Annotated in this window: 16 protein-coding genes; 11 read left to right on the top strand and 5 right to left on the bottom strand. The window is 72.3% G+C overall.

Going from position 1 to position 20121, the window contains the following annotated elements:
- Positions 1–171: 171 nt before the first annotated feature.
- Positions 172–1101, top strand: a complete 930-nt coding sequence (locus ACFVGS_RS20865; RefSeq protein ID WP_384412803.1) for a poly-gamma-glutamate hydrolase family protein — start codon at positions 172–174, stop codon at positions 1099–1101.
- A 45-nt stretch (positions 1102–1146) separates the two neighbouring features.
- Here the strand turns inward: ACFVGS_RS20865 and ACFVGS_RS20860 are convergent, their stop codons facing one another.
- Both ACFVGS_RS20860 and ACFVGS_RS20855 read right to left on the bottom strand, forming a co-directional pair.
- Positions 1147–1713, bottom strand: a complete 567-nt coding sequence (locus ACFVGS_RS20860) for a SigE family RNA polymerase sigma factor (protein ID WP_384412800.1) — start codon at positions 1711–1713, stop codon at positions 1147–1149.
- 118 nt (positions 1714–1831) lie between these two features.
- Entirely contained in the window at positions 1832–4756 is a 2925-nt protein-coding gene (locus ACFVGS_RS20855; RefSeq protein WP_384412797.1) for a glycoside hydrolase family 48 protein, read from the bottom strand.
- 279 nt (positions 4757–5035) lie between these two features.
- Here ACFVGS_RS20855 and ACFVGS_RS20850 point away from each other — a divergent pair, with 279 nt between their 5' ends.
- Together ACFVGS_RS20850 and ACFVGS_RS20845 are read left to right on the top strand one after the other, a co-directional pair.
- Complete coding sequence (locus tag ACFVGS_RS20850) at positions 5036–6589, top strand: cellulase family glycosylhydrolase (protein WP_384412794.1); 1554 nt, start codon at positions 5036–5038, stop codon at positions 6587–6589.
- Between the two features lie 16 nt (positions 6590–6605).
- Positions 6606–8357: a glycoside hydrolase family 6 protein gene (locus tag ACFVGS_RS20845; protein ID WP_384412791.1), complete on the top strand. Its 1752-nt coding sequence runs from the start codon at positions 6606–6608 to the stop codon at positions 8355–8357.
- 81 nt (positions 8358–8438) lie between these two features.
- Here the strand turns inward: ACFVGS_RS20845 and ACFVGS_RS20840 are convergent, their stop codons facing one another.
- Positions 8439–9470, bottom strand: a complete 1032-nt coding sequence (locus tag ACFVGS_RS20840) for a LacI family DNA-binding transcriptional regulator (protein WP_384412789.1) — start codon at positions 9468–9470, stop codon at positions 8439–8441.
- A gap of 293 nt (positions 9471–9763) precedes the next feature.
- Here ACFVGS_RS20840 and ACFVGS_RS20835 point away from each other — a divergent pair, with 293 nt between their 5' ends.
- From ACFVGS_RS20835 to ACFVGS_RS20815, 5 genes are all read left to right on the top strand, one after another.
- A complete protein-coding gene (locus ACFVGS_RS20835; protein WP_384412786.1) occupies positions 9764–11113 on the top strand; it encodes an ABC transporter substrate-binding protein in 1350 nt (449 codons plus the stop codon).
- Positions 11114–11240: 127 nt separating this feature from the next.
- Positions 11241–12254 carry a carbohydrate ABC transporter permease gene (locus ACFVGS_RS20830; protein WP_384412783.1) on the top strand — a complete coding sequence of 338 codons (1014 nt, stop codon included), beginning with the start codon at positions 11241–11243 and terminating at the stop codon, positions 12252–12254.
- Positions 12255–12258: 4 nt separating this feature from the next.
- On the top strand, positions 12259–13113 hold the full coding sequence (locus ACFVGS_RS20825; RefSeq protein WP_384412780.1) for a carbohydrate ABC transporter permease: 855 nt from the start codon (positions 12259–12261) through the stop codon (positions 13111–13113).
- A gap of 94 nt (positions 13114–13207) precedes the next feature.
- Positions 13208–14653: a GH1 family beta-glucosidase gene (locus ACFVGS_RS20820; RefSeq protein WP_385693291.1), complete on the top strand. Its 1446-nt coding sequence runs from the start codon at positions 13208–13210 to the stop codon at positions 14651–14653.
- Positions 14654–14733: 80 nt separating this feature from the next.
- Complete coding sequence (locus ACFVGS_RS20815; RefSeq protein WP_384412774.1) at positions 14734–15381, top strand: 1,4-alpha-glucan branching protein; 648 nt, start codon at positions 14734–14736, stop codon at positions 15379–15381.
- Positions 15382–15399: 18 nt separating this feature from the next.
- On the opposite strand, the gene ACFVGS_RS20810 is transcribed toward ACFVGS_RS20815, so the two are convergent.
- Positions 15400–16317, bottom strand: coding sequence for a glutaminase (locus ACFVGS_RS20810; RefSeq protein ID WP_384412772.1), 918 nt, complete (start codon positions 16315–16317; stop codon positions 15400–15402).
- Between the two features lie 136 nt (positions 16318–16453).
- Here ACFVGS_RS20810 and ACFVGS_RS20805 point away from each other — a divergent pair, with 136 nt between their 5' ends.
- Both ACFVGS_RS20805 and ACFVGS_RS20800 read left to right on the top strand, forming a co-directional pair.
- Positions 16454–17380 carry an endonuclease/exonuclease/phosphatase family protein gene (locus ACFVGS_RS20805; RefSeq protein ID WP_385693290.1) on the top strand — a complete coding sequence of 309 codons (927 nt, stop codon included), beginning with the start codon at positions 16454–16456 and terminating at the stop codon, positions 17378–17380.
- Between the two features lie 116 nt (positions 17381–17496).
- The gene (locus ACFVGS_RS20800) at positions 17497–18291 is read left to right on the top strand and encodes a VOC family protein (RefSeq protein ID WP_384412766.1); all 795 of its coding nucleotides are present in this window, start codon (positions 17497–17499) and stop codon (positions 18289–18291) included.
- 9 nt (positions 18292–18300) lie between these two features.
- On the opposite strand, the gene ACFVGS_RS20795 is transcribed toward ACFVGS_RS20800, so the two are convergent.
- A complete protein-coding gene (locus ACFVGS_RS20795) occupies positions 18301–19380 on the bottom strand; it encodes an enoyl-CoA hydratase/isomerase family protein (RefSeq protein ID WP_385693289.1) in 1080 nt (359 codons plus the stop codon).
- 134 nt (positions 19381–19514) lie between these two features.
- On the opposite strand from ACFVGS_RS20795, the gene ACFVGS_RS20790 reads away from it, so the two are divergent.
- Positions 19515–20003 (top strand): SRPBCC family protein, encoded by a 489-nt coding sequence (locus ACFVGS_RS20790; protein WP_385693288.1) that lies wholly within the window; start codon positions 19515–19517, stop codon positions 20001–20003.
- Positions 20004–20121 lie beyond the last annotated feature (118 nt).

Here is a 20121-nt window from a genome sequence, read left to right as displayed (position 1 = left end):
CGCGGCGGGACGAGGGCATCCGCATTTCCGCGCGTGCTCGTCGCCGGCGCGCAGGACGAGGGGCCCGTGCCGAGCCGGTCCGACGCGGACCGACGGCTTCCGGTAAGGGGGCCGTGACGTGCCGGGATACCCCCTGGTGAGGAACGGGGCGCGTCATGCAAGATCACTTCCATGACCCACACCAGCAGACGCACCGTCCTCGCCTCCATGGCGGCCGTGGCCGCCGGCCTCCCCACGCTCAACGCCGTCGTCGGCAACGGCGCCACGCCCGCCGCCGCGGCCGACACGCACAGCTCCAACATGAAGCTGTACACCGTCAAGGCGGACAGGGAGGGCATCGACTGGATGCGCCGGTTCCGCATCGGCGGCGGCGCGGTGACGGACAACGGCCGCTACGCGAGCGTCCCCCTCAACAGCACGGCGATCCTCGCGCCGCACGGCGGCGGCATCGAGGCGGGCACCAGCGAGCTCTGCATGGCCGTCGCCGGCTACAAGCCGTTCGACTACGACACCGACCCGGCGGCCGCGGCGGAGCCGGGCGAGCCGCAGCGCGACTTCTGGATGTTCGAGGCCCTGGCGAGCTCGTCGACGCAGCACGTCACCTCGACCCACTGCAACGACCCGGCCGCCGTCGCCGTCTGCAGCAGCAACCTGTACGCCGTCTCCCTCCACGGCTTCTCCGCCGACCTCGAGAAGAAGATCATCATCGGCGGGCGCGACGAGCGGCTCAAGCGCAATCTGTACGAGGCCTTCACCGCGTCCGGTTTCACGACCAACCTGGCCGTCACCGTGGTCGTCGCGGCCCCCGGCGATCCCATCAACGGTGACGACACCCGCAACATCGTCAACCGCACGCGCACCGGCGCCGGCGCCCAGCTGGAGATATCCACGCCGCTGCGCGCGGCGATGTTCGGCGACTTCTCGACCGGCGCCTCGCGCAGGAGCTCGGCCGGTGTGACGAGCGCCGACAGCCCCAAGGCGGACCTGTACTGGAACGGCTTCGTCAAGAACGTCCGCCGGGCCATCGTGAACCACGAGATGGGCAAGGACCCCTTCTACGTGGACAACCCCACCGAGCCCGACCCCAACCTGCCTTCCTGACCCCGACGCGGCGGCACCGGCTCCGGTCCCGCTCGTGCCCGTCCGTCAGGACCGGCGCACCGCGGGCCCGGCGGCCGCCCGTGGCCCCAGGGCTCGCTGGAGTTCGGCCATGCCCTTCGAGGTCTGGCTCTTGACGGTGCCCACCGAGATCCCGAGGGCGAGCGCGGTGTCCCGCTCCGAGAGGTCGAAGGCGTGGCGCAGCACGACGCAGGCGCGCTTGCGGAAGGGCAGGGCGCGCAGTGCGCTGCGCACGTCGAGGACGGCCGGCACGTCCGGGTCCTCGGCCCGCTCGGATCGCCGGTCCCAGAAGAGCGCGATCCGGCGGCGTTCGCGCACGGCGCCGCGGATGCGGCTGCGGACGAGGTGGACGACGACGCCGCGGGCGTAGGCGAGGGGCCGGTCGGCGCCGCGTACCCGGTCCCAGCGGTGCCAGAGGGCGGCCATGGCGTCGGCGGCGAGATCGTCGGCTGCCTCCGCGTCGCCGCTCATCGCGTGGGCGAGACGGGCGAGTTCGCCGTAGTGGCGTTCGAAGAAGGCCCGGAACTCCGCCGCGTCGTCACTCCACGCCCCGGCGCCTCCCGCCGTACGGCCGTCGGAACCCTCGCCCGTCACCGTCCCTCCCCGCCGCTCGCCGGCCGAAGAACACGTGGTGCGGCCGGGCGGGCCCCCTTCCCGGGGGCCGGCCCGGCCCGATCGTACGCGGAGCGGATGCTCCTCGCGGGGCGGCGGATTATTCGAGCAGTTCCGCGTACGAGCCCATGGCCAGGGCGATGTCCGCCTGGGCCCAGAACCGGTGGTAGGTGAAGACGGGCGCGGCGCCGCCCGCCAGATAGGCCTCGATCTTCGGCCAGGCCGGGTCGTTCTTGTAGAAGGAGCGGATCGAGGTGAACGTGGACGAGGAGTTCACGGCGTCGCCGTTCGGCATGGTGCCGGTCCAGCCGCTCGGGACGTACACCGGGTCGTCGAAGCGGTTGTAGTCGGCGCGGGTCTCCGGGACGGCGATGCCCAGGGGGTCCTGGTGGTGGGTCCACATGCCGTCGAGCAGGGCCTTGGCGACCCGCTTCGCCTCGGCGTGGCCGGACTTGGCCGCGTAGTAGGTCAGGGTCTTGGCGTAGGCGGCGGCGACGCCGACGTCGTCGGTGTAGTCGGCGACGGTGACGTGGAGGCCCTTGTTGGCGCCGGGGCTCGCCGCGTTCCAGGTGTCGGGTGCGCCGCTCCACTGGAGGGTGGCGGGGATCCGGTAGGTGCCGTCGGGGTTGATCGTGGTCTTGGAGAGCGCCCACGAGACCCACTTGTCGAGGACGGTCTTCGCCTGGGCGTCCCCGGTCTGCTGGTAGTACTCGGCGACGCGTTCCATCGACCAGGCCTGGAAGCCGAACCACTGGTTGGACGGCGGGTCGTGGTAGACGGGCTTCTCGTCGTAGTAGAGGCCGTGGAAGGTCGGGGTGCCGGCCGGCGGGGTGGCGTAGCGGCCCTGCCAGCTGTTGGTGGCGCCGCCCGCGATGGCGCCCTCGTCGGACTGGAGCCAGCGATAGAACTCCAGCTGCCGGGTGAGGCTGGTCGCCCAGTCCGCCGCGCCTGTCGCCGACTTGGGCTTCAGCGGGGCGTAGGCGCTCAGCGCGTACGCGGCGAGCGGGTTCTGGTAGCCGCCGTGGGCGTGGCTGGAGCCGATCCGCCAGGCCCAGCCGGCGGAGGTGTCGGTGGCGCCGCCCCAGGCGTAGTACCAGGACATCAGGTAGTGGGAGCTGTTCTTGCCGCTGCCCGCCGGGCAGGCGGTCGGTCCGACGCAGTCGCCGGCCTTCTTGAAGTACTTGTCGAACATCGCGTAGCGCAGGTAGTCGCCCATCTTGGCGGCCTTGCCGACGGTGGTGGCGACCTGCGCGCCCTTGCCCTGCTGCTTGGCCCAGAGGTCGGCCCAGTACACGGCCTGCACGGCGCGGGCGTCGGCGTCCGGCGCGTTGGTGAACTTCCACTGCCTGGCATAGGAGTTGTCGCCGGTGAACAGGTCGAGGAAGCCGTTCGTCCCGCCGTAGGCGAAGCGGTCGCAGGTGGGGTGGGTGACGGTCTCCCAGACGGACTCCTGCGGGCCGCGCTGGAAGGTGTTGACGTACGAGGGTCCGGTGGCCGTCGGGCCGGTGGAGCACTTCCCGGGCTCGTTGCCGAAGCCGTAGACGTTGTCGACGTCCTGGATCCAGTGCATGCCGTAGACGTCGTCGGTGCCGTACGCGCTCTTCAGCTCGGCGGCCAGCGGGTCCGATCCGGCGGTGACGGCCGGGTCGAGCCTCGCCGGGTACTGGGACGGCAGGTCCCACTCGGGCGCGTAGGTGGCGGGCTTGCCGGGCGTGTAGGAGGAGTTGGTGGGCTGGTCGGCGTGGGTGGGGATCATGTACTTCTCGAGGGTGTCCCACGCGCCGTTGAACTTGGACCAGTCGCCGGTGACCTTCCCGTACATCGCCTGGAGCCAGACGAGGTAGCTGTACGCCTCCGAGGTCGTCTCGTGCCCGTGGTCGGGGGCCTCGACGATCAGGGTCTCGACGGAGTGGTACGGGATTCCCTCGGGTGAGAAGTAGCCGTTGGCGGGGTTGGTGATCTTCCCGTACAGGTCGAGGAAGCGGGCCTCGTACGTGGAGCTCGCGGCCAGCTGGGCGACGGTGACCTCGGCCTTGGTGTGGCCGGGCGCGGTGGCGGTGAACACGGCGGTGCCGGTGCCGGTCTGCGCGGCGGCGACGGTCACCTTCTGGGCCGTGTTCCAGTTCGCCGGGGTGAAGGTGAGCGTGGCCGGGCTCGCCGTGAGGCCGGTGACGCCCGAGGTGCGGGCGACGCTCACGGTGACGTTCGCGCTGGGCTGGGTGGAGAGCTTCAGGTCGAAGGTGCCGGTCGCGCCCTGGCGTACGGAGAGCTGGGCGGGGGTCGCGACGAGCGCGGGTCCGGCGGCGACGGTGATGCCGACCGGGGCGGACTCGCCGGTGGCGCCGAGGGAGTCGTAGGCCTTGGCGTAGAGGGAGTGGGTGCCGGCGGGCAGGGCGGTGACGCCGAGCGTGAAGGGCGCGGTGGTGTCGGTGCCGAGCAGGGTCGTGTCGCTGTAGAACTCGACCTTGCCGATGGTGGCGCCGTCGGCGGCGGCCGCGGTGGCGGCGAGCGGGACCGGGTCGCCCTGGGTGTAGACGGCGCCGGGCGCCGGACTGGTCAGGACGGTGACCGGCGGCTGGTGGGCACCGGTGCAGGGCGTGCCGTTGACGCTGAAGGAGGTCGGCGCCGTGTTGGTGCCGGTGTACGCGAACTGGGCGCCGGTCGTGACGGCGGCGCCGGCGGCCACGGTGCCGTTCCAGGAGGCGTTGGTGACCGTGACGGTCTTCCCGGACTGGGTCCAGGTGCCGTTCCAGCCGTTGCTCAGCTTCTGGTCGCCGCTGTAGGCGTAGCTGAGGGTCCAGCCGTCGAGTGCGGTCGTGGCGCGGTTGGTGAGGGTGAGTTCCGCGGTGAAGCCCGAGCCCCAGTCGTTGGTCTTGTAGTCGACGCTGCACTGCACGGCGGCGGCCTGGGCGGGTGGTGGTCCGACGGCGAGCAGCGCGGCGGGCAGGGCGAGTACGGAGGCCAGTGCGGTGAGGGGCCGGCTCGGACGGCGTGGTCCGTGCGGCCTGCGGGCGCGTGGTGGCATGCGGTGGTTCTCCTCGCGGCTCGGAGGTGGGGTGTGGTGCGAGCGGGTGTGGTGCGAGGGCGAGTGGTCAAGCTCTGAACCAGTGGGAGCGCTCCCACTGTGCAGACCTGACGAGACGCCGTCAAGACAGCCGAAGAGTCGAAGGCACCGCACGCGGAATTTTGCTCAACTCCTCTTTTCCTTGGCGCCCGTTGCCGCTACGGTCTGCCCGACCAGTGGGAGCGAATCCATCCCGTCGGCACACCCGCCCCGGTGTGCCCTCGCTGCGAGGACTCGCTCATGCGACATCCCCCACGTCTGACGGCGCTGCTCGCGGGAGCGGCGCTCACGGCGGCGAGCACCGCTCTCGCCGTCACGGGTACGGCCTCGGGAGCCGCGTCCGCACCCGCCTGCACCGTGGAGTACGCGATCGTCGGCCAGTGGACCGGCGGTTTCCAGGGTGCCGTCAGCATCACCAACAACAGCACCGCGCTGAGCGGTTGGCGCCTCGGCTTCGACTTCCCGGCCGGCCAGGCCGTGAGCCAGGGCTGGGGCGGCACGTGGTCCCAGTCCGCGACGTCCGTGACCGTCGTGAACGAGAGCTGGAACGGCGCGCTCGGCACCGGCGCGAAAGTGACGACCGGCTTCATCGCCTCCTGGACGGGCACCAACCCGGCCCCGTCGGCCTTCACGCTGAACGGCGCCCCCTGCGACACGGCCGGAATCCCGACCCCGACGCCCACCCCGACCACCCCCACCCCGACCCCGACCCCGACCCCCACCGGCCCGACCACACCTCCGACCACTCCCCCGACGACCCCTCCGACCCCGGTCACCGGCGCGCCCGAACTCGGCGTCACCGGCAACCGCCTCACCGACCAGAACGGCGCCGTCCGCCGCCTGCTCGGCGTGAACCGCTCCGGCGGCGAGTTCATGTGCGTGCAGGGCCACGGCATCTGGGACGGCCCGGTCGACGACGCCGCGGTCAGGGCCGTCGCCGACTGGAAGGCGAACGCCGTCCGCATCCCGCTCAACGAGGAGTGCTGGCTGGGTCTCGACCACATCAAGCCCGAGTACCGGGGCGCGAACTACGTGAACGCCGTCAAGGACCTGGTCGCCAGGGTCCTCGCGCACGGCATGACCCCGGTGGTCGAGCTGCACTGGTCGTACGGGCAGTACACGGGCAACTCCGCGGGCTGCGGCGACGTCCACGCGTCCTGCCAGAAGCCGATGCCGAACGCCCGGTACACCCCGGCGTTCTGGACCTCGGTCGCGGACACCTTCAAGAACGACAGACGGGTCGTCTTCGACCTGTTCAACGAGCCCTATCCCGACCGGGCGACCTCCACCGCCGCCCAGGCCTGGTCCTGCTGGCGCGACGGCGGCAGCTGCCCGGGCATCGGCTACGAGGTCGCCGGCATGCAGGACCTGGTGGACGCGGTCCGCGCCACGGGGGCGAGGAACCTCGTCCTGGTGCCCGGCATCGCGTACTCCAACGACCTGAGCCAGTGGCTCCGGCACCGCCCCACCGACCCGGCGGGCAATCTGGCCGCCGCCTGGCACGTCTACAACTTCAACACCTGCGCCGACGAGACGTGCTGGAACTCCACCCTCGCCCCGGTCGCCGACCAGGTCCCCCTGGTGGCGGGCGAGATCGGCGAGAACACCTGCGCACACGCGTTCATCGACCGCGTCATGAAGTGGTTCGACGACCGCGGCCTGTCGTACCTGGGCTGGACCTGGAACACCTGGAACTGCAACTCCGGGCCCGCGCTGATCAGTTCGTACGACGGCACTCCCACCGCATTCGGCATCGGGTTGCGCGACCGCCTGCGCTCCCTGAACGGAAACTGAAAGGGCACCCACCCCCATGAGCCGCACAACCAGCCGTACCGCCCTGCTCGCGGCCCTCGGCCTGATCGCCGCCACCGGCGCCACGGCCACCGCCCTGAGCACCGCCACCGCCGGCGCCGCCGCCGCGGGCTGCAAGGTCGACTACCAGATCGCCAACCAGTGGAACACCGGCTTCACCGCGAACGTCACCGTCACCAACCTCGGCGACCCCGTGAACGCCTGGAACCTGGGCTGGACCTACGGCGGTGACCAGAAGGTCTCGCAGGGCTGGAACGCCGACATCGCCCAGTCCGGCGCCGCCGTCACCGCGAAGAACCTGTCGTACAACGGAAGCCTCGCCACCGGCGGTTCGACGTCCTTCGGCTTCAACGCCACCTACAGCGGCACCAACGCCGTCCCCGCGACCTTCACGCTCAACGGCGTGACCTGCACCGGCTCGGTGCCGCCCACCACCCCGCCGACCACCCCGCCGACCACTCCCCCGACGACACCGCCCACCACTCCGCCGCCGGCCGGCACCAAGGCCGACAACCCGTACGTCGGTGCACGGGTGTACGTGAACCCGGAGTGGTCCGCGCACGCGGCGGCCGAGCCGGGCGGCACCCGGGTGTCGAACCAGCCCACCGGCGTGTGGGTGGACCGGATCGCCGCCATCAACGGCGCGAACGGCGCCATGGGCGTGCGGGCGCACCTCGACGAGGCGCTGCGGCAGAAGGGCGACGGCGAGCTGGTCGTCCAGTTCGTCATCTACAACCTGCCCGGCCGGGACTGCGCGGCCCTCTCCTCCAACGGCGAACTCGGCCCGACGGAGATCGACAAGTACAAGGCCCAGTACATCGACCCGATCGCGGCGATCCAGTCCGACCCGAAGTACGCGGGGCTGCGGATCGTCAACACGATCGAGCTCGACTCGCTGCCCAACCTGGTCACCAACGTGAGCGGCCGCCCGACGGCGACCGCGAACTGCGACGTGATGAAGGCCAACGGCAACTACATCAAGGGCGTCGGCTACGCCCTGAACAAGCTGGGCGCGATCCCGAACGTCTACAACTACCTGGACGCCGGCCACCACGGCTGGCTGGGCTGGGACGACAACTTCGGCCCCTCCGCCGAGCTGTTCAAGACGGCGGCGACGGCCGAGGGCTCGACCGTCGCCAACGTGACCGGCTTCATCGTCAACACGGCGAACTACAGCGCCCTGAAAGAGGACCACTTCTCCATCAACGACTCCGTCAACGGTGTCTCGGTCCGCCAGTCCAAGTGGCTGGACTGGAACCGCTACACCGACGAGCTCTCCTACGCCCAGGCGATGCGCGACAAGCTGGTCTCGATCGGCTTCGACTCCAAGATCGGCATGCTGATCGACACCTCCCGCAACGGCTGGGGCGGCACCGCCCGGCCGGCCGGGCCCGGCGCGAAGACCGACGTCAACACGTACATCGACGGCGGCCGTTACGACCGCCGGCTGAACACCGGCAACTGGTGCAACCAGGCGGGCGCGGGCCTCGGTGAACGCCCGAAGGCCGCTCCGCAGCCGGGCATCGACGCGTACGTCTGGATGAAGCCCCCGGGCGAGTCCGACGGCGCCAGCTCGGAGATCCCGAACGACGAGGGCAAGGGCTTCGACCGGATGTGCGACCCGACGTACACGGGCAACCCCCGGAACAACAACAACATGTCGGGCGCCCTGCCGAACGCCCCGCTCTCGGGCAAGTGGTTCTCGGCCCAGTTCCAGGAGCTCATGAAGAACGCCTATCCGGCGCTGTGACGCACCCCTGACCCACCCACCCCTCGGGCGGGCCGGAACCGTCGGGTCCCGGCCCGCCCACCGGCGTGGGCCGGGACGCGCTCAGGACGAGTCCCGCACCACCAGCTCCGTCGGCAGCACCTGGTGCGCGCCCTCCTCGGCCGCCGTCGCCTCCCCGGCCAGCTCCCGCAGCAGCATGCGGGCCATCGTGCGGCCCATCTCCTCGATGGGCTGGCGGACGCTGGTGAGCGGCGGGTCCATCAGGCGGGCGACGGCGGAGTCGTCGACGCCGACCAGGGCGACGTCGTCCGGCACGCGGCGGCCGGTCTCGCGCAGGACGCCGCGGGCGCCGGCGGCCATGACGTCGGAGGCCGCGAAGACCGCGTCCAGGTCCGGGGCGCGGTCGAGCAGCTCGCGCATGGCGCGCCGGCCGCCCTCCTCGGTGAAGTCGCCGGTGGCGACGAGGAGTTCGTCGGCTTCGAGGCCGGCAGCGGCGACGCCCTCGCGGTAGCCGTCGAGGCGGGCCCGGGCCACGTACATGTCGAGGGGGCCGGTGATGGTCGCGATGCGGCGACGACCGCGTCCGGCGAGGTGGGCGACGGCGGCGCGGCCGGCGCCCGCGTTGTCGGAGTCGACGTAGGCGGCGGGCTCGTCGGCGGTGCGCCGGCCGTTGAGGACGACAGGGAGGCCGAGTTCGCGGACCCGTTCGGGCAGCGGGTCGTCGGCGTGCACGGAGGCGAGCAACACGCCGTCCACGCGCTGGGCGGCGAGGTACTGCCCGAAGCGCTCGCGCTCCCGCTCGCTGCGGACCAGGGTGAGCAGCAGTTGTTTGTCGGAAGCGCCGAGCTCGGCGCTGATCCCGCGGATGATGTCGAGGAAGTACGGCTCGGCGAAGAGGCGCGCCTCGGTCTCGGGGATGACGAGGGCCACGGCGTCGGTGCGGCTGCCGGCGAGGGTGCGGGCCGCCTGGTTGGGTACGTAGCCGAGTTCCTCGATGGCCCGTTCGACGGCCTCGCGGGCCTGTTCGCTCACCCGGGGCGAGCCGTTGATGACGCGGGACACGGTGCCCCGGCCGACCCCCGCCCGGGCCGCGACCTGTTCCAGCGTGGGCCTGCCACTGTGCCGTCCGCTCACGCCCTCGTACTCCCCTCGTGCGGCATCGCCCCGTACCGTGCGGCGATCAGGTCAAGATAGGCCACCGCCCCCGCCTCCGTCCCGAGCGGCACCGTACGGCGCCGGTGAGCCCTCCCCTTCGACATCCGATCTATGGGAGCGCTCCCATGCTACTCGCTTCCCAGGGTCGGGCGAATTCGCGTTCATGTCTTGACACCTCCCCCCGGAAAGCAGGAACCTTCCGGCAACAACGACGTGGGAGCGCTCCCATACCTGGCACGAGCAGGCACCACCTTTTGGACGAGGAGAGTGGCATGCGCACTACCAGCAGCAGACCGGCCCCCGGCCGCGCCCGCCGAACCGCGCTCGCGGCGGTCGCGGCCCTGACCGCCGGCACGGCCCTGCTCACCGGCTGCGGCGACGGCGGTGACGACGGGGACTCCGCCGACGGCGGCACGATCACGCTGCGGGTCGGAACCTTCGGTTCCTTCGGCTACGACAACAAGACCGGAGCCAAGCTCTACGCCGAGTACGAGAAGACCCACCCCAACATCAAGATCGTCGAGTCGAACGTCGCCGACGGCCAGAAGTACTGGGACACCCTCAAGCTGCGCCTCTCCCGCAACAGCGGCCTCGCCGACATCCAGGCCGTCGAGGTCGGCTACATCGCCGAGGCCACCGGCCCCGCCATGGCCGACAAGTGGGTGGACCTCTCCAAGACCGGCGGCGCCGACGTCAGCGCCTTCCTCGACTGGAAGGTCAAGCAGGCCACCACCGCGGACGGCAAGGTGATCGGCCTCGGCACCGACATCGGCCCCATGGCCATCTGCTACAACAAGGAGCTCTTCGCCAAGGCCAAGCTGCCCACCGACCGCACCGAGGTCGGCCGGCTGTGGGCCGGCGACTGGGTGAAGTTCCTGGAGACCGGCAAGACCTACCAGAAGAACGCGCCCTCCGGCACCTTCTTCCACGACTCCGCGAGCGGCCTGTTCAACGCCGTCGTCAACAGCGACCCCGAGCAGTACGCGAACTCCCAGGGCGAACTCGCCTGGGAGACCAGCCCGGGCGTCAAGAAGGCCTGGGACACCGCCGTCTCGGCCGCACAGAGCGGCATCACCGCCAAGCTGCGGCAGTTCGACGAGAAGGGCACCTGGAACGCCGCCTTCAAGAACGCGAAGTTCGCCACCGTCGCCTGCCCCAGCTGGATGACCGGCATCATCAAGGACCAGGCAGGCAGCGCCAACCAGGGCAAGTGGGACATCGCCGCGCCGCCCGTCGCGGGCAACTGGGGCGGCTCCTTCCTGGCCGTGCCGAAGTCCGGCAAGCACGCCAAGGAGGCCGCGGAGCTGGCCGCGTGGCTGACCGCCCCGGCCCAGCACGCCAAGGTGTTCGCGGTCAACGGCAACATCCCGTCCACCAAGGACACGCTCTCCTCCGCCGCCGTCGTCGACGCCAAGCTGCCGTACTTCGGAGACACCCCGGTCGGCCAGATCTACGCGGCCGCGGCGGCCCAGATCAAGCCCGCGCCGATCAGCCGCTGGGACGGCCAGGTGAAGACCTTCCTCACCGACAACGGCATCCTCGACATCGAGCAGCGCGGCACCGACCCGGCGAAGGCCTGGGAGAACGTCAGGAAGCTGGTCGACGACAAGATCGACCAGTAGCGGGAGGCGGCGGGGGCCCGACCGCGGACCTGGCCGGGCCCCCGCCCCAGCGCACCGCTCCCGCGCACCGCGCGCCCGACCCACCCCCACGCCCGACCCGTACGCACCGACTTGGAAGGACGCCCCCGTGGCCACCTCCGTACGGGCGAGGAACGGCGGCTCCCCGCCGCCCGACGCACCGCCCGCCCGCTCCCGGCGCCCCGGCGCCCGCCGCCCGGACGGCGGCAGGTCCGCCCTACGCCGCCGGCTCTACCGCTGGGACCTGAAGGCGACGCCGTACGCCTTCGTCGCCCCCTTCTTCCTCACCTTCGCCGCCTTCGGACTCTTCCCGCTGCTCTACACGGGCTGGCTCTCGCTCAACCGGGTGGAGCTCGGCGGCGAGCCGGAATGGCGGGGCCTGGAGAACTACACCGGCCTCGCCGACAGCGAGTTCTTCTGGAACGCGCTCGCCAACACCTTCACCATCGGTGTGATCTCCACCGTGCCGCAGCTGCTCATGGCGCTCGGCCTGGCGCATCTGCTCAACTACAGGCTCCGCGGCCGGGGGTTCTTCCGGGTCGCCGTCCTCGCCCCGTACGCGACCTCGATCGCGGCGGCGACCCTGGTCTTCGCCCAGCTGTTCAACACCGACTACGGCCTGATCAACTCGGCCCTCGGCCTGGTCGGTTTCGACCCGGTCGACTGGGAGTCGTCCAAGTGGCCCGCGCAGATCGCCATCTCGGTGATCGTGACCTGGCGGTGGACCGGCTACAACGCGCTCATCTACCTGGCCGCGATGCAGGCCGTGCCGCAGGACCTGTACGAGGCGGCCGCCCTCGACGGGGCCTCGCGCTGGCGCCAGTTCCTCAGCGTGACGATCCCCTCCATCCGTCCGACGATCCTGTTCACCGTCATCGTCTCGACCATCGGCGCCACCCAGCTCTTCGGCGAGCCGATGCTCTACGGCGGCAGCGTCGGCATCTCCGGCGGCAGCGGCAACCAGTTCCAGACGCTCAGCCTGCTGATGTACGAGAAGGGCTGGGTCACCGGCGCCCTCGGCCAGGCCTCCGCCATCGCCTGGGTGATGCTGCTGCTCCTGCTCCTCGTCGGCGGCGCGCAGTCGCTGATCGCCCGCGCGAACCGCAAGAAGCTGGGGGCCTGATCCCGTGCGCACTCGTTTCCGGCAGACCGCCGGCCGGCAGCACCACGCCGGGCCGCTGACCTACGTCCTGCTCGGCCTCGCCGCGCTGGTCTCGCTCTTCCCGCTGTACTGGAACCTCGTGGCCGCCTCGCACACCGGCGAGCGCGTGGTCACGGCGCCCGCGCCGCTGCTGCCAGGGCCGCGCCTCTTCGACAACCTGTCCTTCGCCTGGAACCAGGTCGACATGGGCGAGGCGCTGGTCAACACGACCGTGGTGGCCTCCCTCGTCGCCCTGTCCACGGTGCTCTTCTCGACCCTGGCCGGCTTCGCCTTCGCCAAGCTGCCGTTCAAGGGCCGCGGCGCCCTGCTGACCCTGGTGGTCGCGACGATGACCATCCCGCCGCAGCTGAGCGTGATCCCGCTGTACCGGATCATCACCGATCTGGGCTGGGTCGACCAGCTCCAGTCCGTGGTGCTGCCGTCCCTGGTGGCCGCCTTCGGCGTGTTCTTCATGCGCCAGTTCCTCATCGAGGCGCTGCCCGTGGAGCTGGTGGAGGCGGCCCGGATGGACGGGGCCCACTCGCTGCGGATCGTCTGGCACGTGGTCTTCCCGGTCGCGCGCCCGGCGATGGCCGTCCTGGGGATGCTGGTCTTCGTCCAGGCCTGGAACGACTTCTTCTGGCCGTTCATCGCCCTCACGCCCGACGGCAGCCCGACCCTCCAGGTCGCCCTCGCCGGGCTCGGCGCGGGCAACCACAGCGTGGACCAGGCCGTGGTCCTCACCGGCGCGCTGATCTCCACGGTGCCGCTGCTGCTGGTCTTCGCGCTGCTCGGCAAGCACATCGTCGGCGGGATCACCGCGGGCGCGGTCAAGAGCTGACGCCCGTCCGCCGATTCCTTCTCCGTACCGCCGCCGTGCCCCGGCACGCCCGTGGTGCGTCCGTCACCCGTCTCTGCGTTGGGAGCGCTCTCCTATGACCGCGTCCGAAACCCGGCCGCTGACCGCCGTCCGCCGATTCCCGTCCGACTTCCTGTGGGGCGCCGCCACCGCCGCGTACCAGATCGAGGGGGCGGCGGCCGAGGACGGCCGCACACCGTCCATCTGGGACACCTTCTCGCACACGCCGGGGAAGGTCTTCGAGGGGCACACCGGCGACGTCGCCGTCGACCACTACCACCGGTTCCGCGAGGACGTCCGGCTGATGTCGGAACTGGGGCTCAACGCCTACCGGTTCTCGGTGTCCTGGTCGCGGGTCCAGCCGACCGGGCGTGGCCCGGCGGTGCAGAAGGGACTCGACTTCTACCGGCGGCTCGTCGACGAGCTGCTCGCGGCCGGGATCGAGCCGGCGCTCACCCTCTACCACTGGGACCTGCCGCAGGAGCTCGAGGACGCGGGAGGCTGGCCGGAGCGGGCGACGGCGGAGCGGTTCGCCGCCTACGCGGGTCTGGTCGCCGAGGCGCTGGGCGACCGGGTGAGCCGCTGGACCACGCTCAACGAGCCCTGGTGCAGCGCCTTCCTCGGCTACGGCTCCGGGGTCCACGCCCCGGGCCGTACCGATCCGGTGGCCGCGCTGCGCGCCGCCCACCACCTGAACCTGGGGCACGGGCTCGCGGTGCAGGCGCTGCGGTCGGCGCTGCCGGCCGGGGCGAAGCTGGCGGTCTCGCTCAACCTGCACGAGGTGCGCCCGCTGACGCCGTCCGCGGAGGACCGGGAGGCGGCGCGGCGGATCGACACGGTCGGCAACGGGGTCTGGCTGGGGCCGATGCTGGACGGGCGCTACCCGGAGGAGCTGTTCGCGGACACCGCGCACCTGACGGACTGGGGCTTTGTACGGGGCGGTGACGAGGCGACGGCGGGGCAGCCGCTGGACTGGCTGGGCATCAACTACTACACGCCGACGGTGGTGTCGCGGGTCGCGGACGGGGAGGCGAAGCCGCAGGACGACGGGCACGGGAACAGTGAGTTCTCGCCGTGGCCGGGCGCGGACGACGTCGCCTTCCACCAGGCGGACGGGGCCCGGACGGCGATGGGCTGGCCGGTCGACCCGTCGGGTCTCGAGGACCTGCTGACCCGGATCTCGGCCCGCTACCCGGGGCTTCCGCTGGTGGTGAGCGAGAACGGCGCGGCGTACGAGGACGTGGTCGGCGCGGACGGTTCGGTGCACGACCCGGAGCGGGCCGCGTACGTCCACGCGCATCTGGAGGCGCTGCACCGGGCGGTGGAGGCCGGCGCGGTGGTGCACGGCTACTTCCTCTGGTCGCTGCTCGACAACTTCGAGTGGGCGTACGGCTATGCGAAGCGGTTCGGCGCGGTCCACGTGGACTACGCGACGCTGCGGCGCACGCCGAAGTCGAGTGCCCGGTGGTACGCGCGGGTCGCCAGGTCGGGCGAGCTGCACGCGCCGGGGGCGGAGGGCTGACGGTCCGTCCGTGGAGGTACGGTTCCCAGGGCGGGTCCGCGCGCCCGGGAACCGTACCGTGACGGAGGAAGTGCGAGGCGATGGCAGAGATCCACAAGACCACGATGACGCCGACCAAGCTGGAGCTCCTGGCCGACTGGCTGCCGAGCCGCCCCTGGTACCGGGGCGGCGAGGGCGCGGTGCCCGCTCTGGAGAAGGCGGGCGGGTTCCGGCTCGACGACCCGGAGGGCGAGGTGGGCATCGAGTTCGCGGTGGTCGCCGACACCTCGGGCGAGGAGGTCCACGCCTATCTGGTGCCGATGACGTACCGGGCGGCGCCGCTGGAGGGCGCCGAGGGCGCGCTGATCGGCACGTCGGAGCACGGGGTGCTCGGCACCCGGTGGATCTACGACGGCGCCCACGACCCGGTCCTGGCCGCCGAGTTGGCGGCCCTGCTCGCGGGCCGGGCGGTGCCGCAGGCCCAGAGCCTGTCGGACACGCCGGACCCGACCGTCGAGGCGTCCTTCGACGGGACCGGCGCGTTCGACGCGTCGGCCGCGCCGATCGTGGAGGACGGTGCGTACGGCACGGACCTGCGGCTGGGCGCGGACGCGCCGCTGCTGCTGCGGCTGGCGCGGGTGCTCGACCCGAAGGCCACGGGCTCGCGCGGCCATGTGGTCGCGGACTGGCGCCTCCCGGACGGCGAGGAGCGGCGCGGGGCGTACGTCCTGGTGTTCGACGCGGCCTGAGGCGGCCGACCCGGCCGGTCAGAAGACGGACAGGCCGGTGATGGTGGTGAACCGGTCGAGGGCGGTGACGCCCGCGACCGAGTTCCCGCGCTCGTCGAGGCCGGGGCTCCACACGCACAGCGTGCAGCGGCCCGGGACGACGGCGATGATGCCGCCGCCGACCCCGCTCTTGCCGGGCAGTCCGACCCGGTAGGCGAAGTCGCCGGCGGCGTCGTACGTGCCGCAGGTGAGCATCACCGCGTTGACCTGTTTGGCCTGGCTGCGGGTGAGCAGCCGGGAGCCGTCGGCGCGGATGCCGTGGCGGGCGAGGAAACCCGTGGCGAGGGCGAGGTCGGCGCAGGACGCCTCGACGGAGCACTGGCGGAAGTACTCGCGGAGCAGGGTGGGCACGGGGTTGGCGATGTTGTCGTACGAGGCCATGAAGTGCGCGAGGGCGGCGTTGCGGTCGCCGTGGGCGGTCTCGGACGCGGCGACGTCGCGGTCGAAGTCGAGGTCCTGGTTGCCGCTCTCGGCGCGCAGGAAGTCGAGCAGGACGCCGGAGGCGTCGCCGGTGATGCGGTGGAGCTGGTCGGTGACGACGAGGGCACCGGCGTTGATGAAGGGGTTGCGGGGGATGCCGTTCTCGTACTCCAGCTGGACGAGCGAGTTGAACGGGTTGCCGGAAGGCTCGCGGCCCACGTGGTCCCACAGCGGCTCGCCCTTGCGGGCCAGGGCCAGGGCGAGCGTGAACACCTTGGTGACGGACTGGGTGGAGAAGGGCCGCTGCCAGTCGCCGACGCCGTACACCGTGCCGTCGAGCTCGGCGACGGCCATGCCGAAACTGCCGGGGTCGCCGGAGGCGAGTGCAGGGATGTAGTCGGCGGGTCGTCCGCGTTCCGTGAGGTCGGCGATCTCCTCGGCGATCCGGTCGAGGACGGGTTCGAACGTCAACAGCATGCACACATCATGCGCCGGACGGTCACCGGGCGCTGTCAGCACCCCCCTCTATGATCATTCCCGTGTCGCCCGGTCGCGGCACCCGGCCTCGACATGGGGCCGGTCAGGGAGGGGGATTTCCGTCATGCGAGGACAGATGCGACGCGGCCTCCGGCTCGCGCTCACGGGGGCGCTCGCCGCGGTGCTGCTGCCGGCGACGGCCGCGCAGGCCGACACGCCGGCGCCGCGCACGTACACGGTGTGGCAGTGGAACGTGGCGGGGAACACGATCCACGACGGCTCCACGACCGACGGCCTGGTGACCCAGGCCGCCGCGTCGATCGTCAACCGGGGCGCCGACTTCGCCGCGTTCAACGAGCTGTGCCAGGGCCAGTACAGCGCCCTGGTGAGCGAGTTGCGGGCCAAGGGCTGGCCGCAGGACGAAGCCAACTTCGCGCGCTTCGAGCCGAGCCGCCCCGCGGGGAACGCGGCGGTGTGCCGGGGCGAGGCGTTCGGGAACGCGATCTTCAGCAAGCGGCCGCTCGGCGGCGCCGCCCGCCTCGCCCTGCCGGACGACGGCACGGCCGAGAAGCGCAACATGCTGTGCGCGCCGCTCACCGACGGGACGGCGACGCGGTTCTGCACGACGCACATCACGACCAGCCAGTCGTTCAACGTGGCGCAGCTGGACTTCGTGCACCAGAAGCTGGAGGAGTACGCGGCCGCCGGCGAGACGGCCCTGATCGCGGGCGACTTCAACGCCCAGCCGCACTACGGCCGGCTGAACTCGTACTACGCGCCCAGCGTGGACACGGCGTACAACGCGAACAACACCGGTGAGTACCGGGAGCTCGACGACGCCGACGCCGGGAACTGCCTCGGCTACGGCGAGTGGACCGCCGACGGCACGCCGGGGGCGACGCCGCCGTGCGGCGGGTACGCGAAGATCGACCACATCTTCGTCCGGGAGAGCGCCCTCGCCGGCCCGTACAGCGCGGACTCGCTCGCGATCTCGACGGCGTGCACGGGCGTCGCGGCCTGCTCCGACCACCGCATACTCATCGGTACGGTGACGGTCAGGTAACGGGAAGCGGCGCGGCACCGCGTGCGGGCGGCCCGGCCGGCGGCCGGAGAAGTGGCGGAGCCGGTGCGTCCGGGTGAGGGTGGCCCTGGGGGGCGAACACGAGTGAGGTGAGCCCAGTGCCGTTGACCGCGGATGAGCCGGGAGCGCCCTGCTGGCTGAGTCTGGCGGCGCGCGACCTGGATGCCGCCGAGGAGTTCTACGGGGCGGTGCTCGGCTGGACCTTCCGGCGCGGGCCGCTGGGCCAGGGCTTCTCCGTCGGCGAGCGGGACGGGGTGCCGGTCGGCGGGATCGGCGAGGTCGCCGTCCGCATGGGCGTGCCCGTGGCCTGGACGGCGTACTTCGCGGTCTCCGACGCCGACGAGGCGGTGGCCCGCATCCGGGAGCGCGGCGGCACGGTCGGCGTGGGCCCGGTGGCCTTCCCGCCGCGCGGGCGGGCGGCGCTCGCCACCGATCTGGAGGGCGCGGCGTTCGGGGTGTGGGAGGGCAGGATCTCCTCCCGCTGGCGGCTCGGCGAGCACCACGCGCCCGCCTGGCTGGAGCTGCACACGCGCAACGCGTTCGATGCCGCACTCTTCTACGGAGGCGTCCTGCAGTGGGTCGACGGCAACGCGGACCGCTTCGAGGTGGCGTACGAGGACGAGCAGGTGGTGCTGCGCACCCACGGCGAGGCGGTGGCCCGGCTGAACAGCGGCCCGGTGGAGGCGGCCTCGGCGCTGCCGCAGCGGCGCCCGCGCTGGCTGGTCCACTTCCGGGTGCCCGACCTGGAGCGGGCGACCGCGGCCGTGCTGGAGCGCGGCGGTGACGTGATCCCCGAGGCCGACCAGGGCTGGACCGCCACGGGGGCGCGCTGTGCGTCGGTCCGTGACCCGCAGGGCGGGCTGTTCACCCTGGACGGGGAGGCGGAGGACTGAGGGCTCCGGTCAGCGGCTCTCGGCACCGGGCGGGGTGAGGCCCAGCTCCTCGCCTTCGGGCCGGGGGGCGAACCAGGCCTCGGTGGCTGCCTCGGTCACCTCGGGGAGGGTCGGCGGCGTCCAGTGCGGGTCGCGGTCCTTGTCGACAACCTGAGCGCGGATGCCCTCGACCAGGTCGGGCGAGCGCAGGGCCGCGCAGGACAGGCGGAACTCGGTGTCGAGCGCCGCTTCGAGGGAGTCCAGCGTCCGGGCGCGGCGGATCGCCGCGAGGGTGGCCTTGAGGGCCGTGGGCGACCGGGTGAGGAGGACGGTGGCGGTCTCCTTGGCCTCCGGGATCCCCGAGTCGGTGAGCCGGCGCACGATCTCCTCGACCGTGTCGGCGCCGTAGCAGTCGTCGATCCAGGCGCGCTGTCCGGCGAGCGCGCCGGGCGGCGCCGGGCGGGCGAACCGGGCGACGGCCTCGGCCGCGGGGAGCCGGGTGAGCTCGGCGGCGAGCGCGGGCAGGTCGGCGGTGGGCACGAAGTGGTCGGCGAGGCCGGTCAGCAGGGCGTCGGCGGCGCCGGCTTCGGTGCCGGTGAGGGCGAGGTGGGTGCCGAGTTCGCCGGGCGCGCGGCCGAGCAGCCACGTACCGCCCACGTCGGGGACGAAGCCGATGCCGGTCTCGGGCATGGCGACGCGGGAGCGCTCGGTGACGACGCGGACCGAACCGTGGCCGGAGACGCCGACGCCGCCGCCCATGACGATGCCGTCCATGAACGCCACGTAGGGCTTGGTGAAGCGGGCGATCCGGGCGTTGAGCCGGTACTCGTCGCGCCAGAAGTCCTCGGTCGCGGTGCCGCCGGCGCGGGCGTCGGCGTGGATGGCCCGGATGTCGCCGCCGGCGCACAGCCCGCGCTCCCCCGCGCCCCGGATGACCACGGTCGTCACGGCGGGGTCGTCCTCCCAGGCCGTGAGCGCCTCGTCGATGCGCCGCACCATGGCGTGCGTGAGCGCGTTGAGGGCGCGCGGCCGGTTCAGGGTGAGGAAACCGGCGCGGCCCTCGGTGTGGACGAGGACCTCCGGTTCGGGGAGGCCGGCGGGTACCGACATGCGTGTGTGTCCTTCCGGCGGGCCGAAACGATCTTCCGTCCACCGTAACGTCCCCGGGCGCTCCCGCACAGGCCCTCCGTCCGCTAGCGTACCCGCGGGTAACACGTGGAGCGGATTCCGAGGGGAGCGGACACATGACGGACGCGGTGCGACGGTGGAGTCTCGAGGAGTCGGTACGGGTCGACGCGGACCGCGCGACCTTGTACGGCCTGGTGTCCGACCTGCGGAACATGGGGCGCTGGAGCCCGGAGTGCCGAGGTGTGTGGGTGCGCCGGCCGCCGGTGCGCACGGGCACGCGGTTCGTCGGGTTCAACCGGCGCGGCCCCTTCCTGTGGTTCACCACCGGCCGGGTCACCACGGCCCGCCCGGGCGAGGAGTTCGTCTTCGACGTGGGCGTCTTCGGCCTGCCGATCGCGCGCTGGGGCTACCGCTTCGAGACCGAGGAAGGCGGCACCCGGGTCACCGAGACCTGGCAGGACCTGCGCACCGGCCGTGGCGGCGGGCTGGCGAGCCTGCTGGGCACGGTGTTCGCGGGGACGAACCCCGAGCGCCGGATCGCCGTGAACCGGCACGGCATGCGCACCACGCTCGCCCGTCTGGCGGCGCAGGCCACCGCGGCATGAGGCGACGGCTGACCCCGGGGGGGGGGGACCCCCCCGCCCCGGGGACCCCGCCCGGGCCGCCCGGGCCCCCCCCCACGTGGCCCCGCGGCACCACCCCCCCCGCCCCGGGCACCCGCGC

The organism is Streptomyces sp. NPDC127114 (assembly GCF_042677525.1).
Lineage (GTDB): Bacteria > Actinomycetota > Actinomycetes > Streptomycetales > Streptomycetaceae > Streptomyces.
This window is presented reverse-complemented; position numbering and strand designations above follow the sequence as displayed.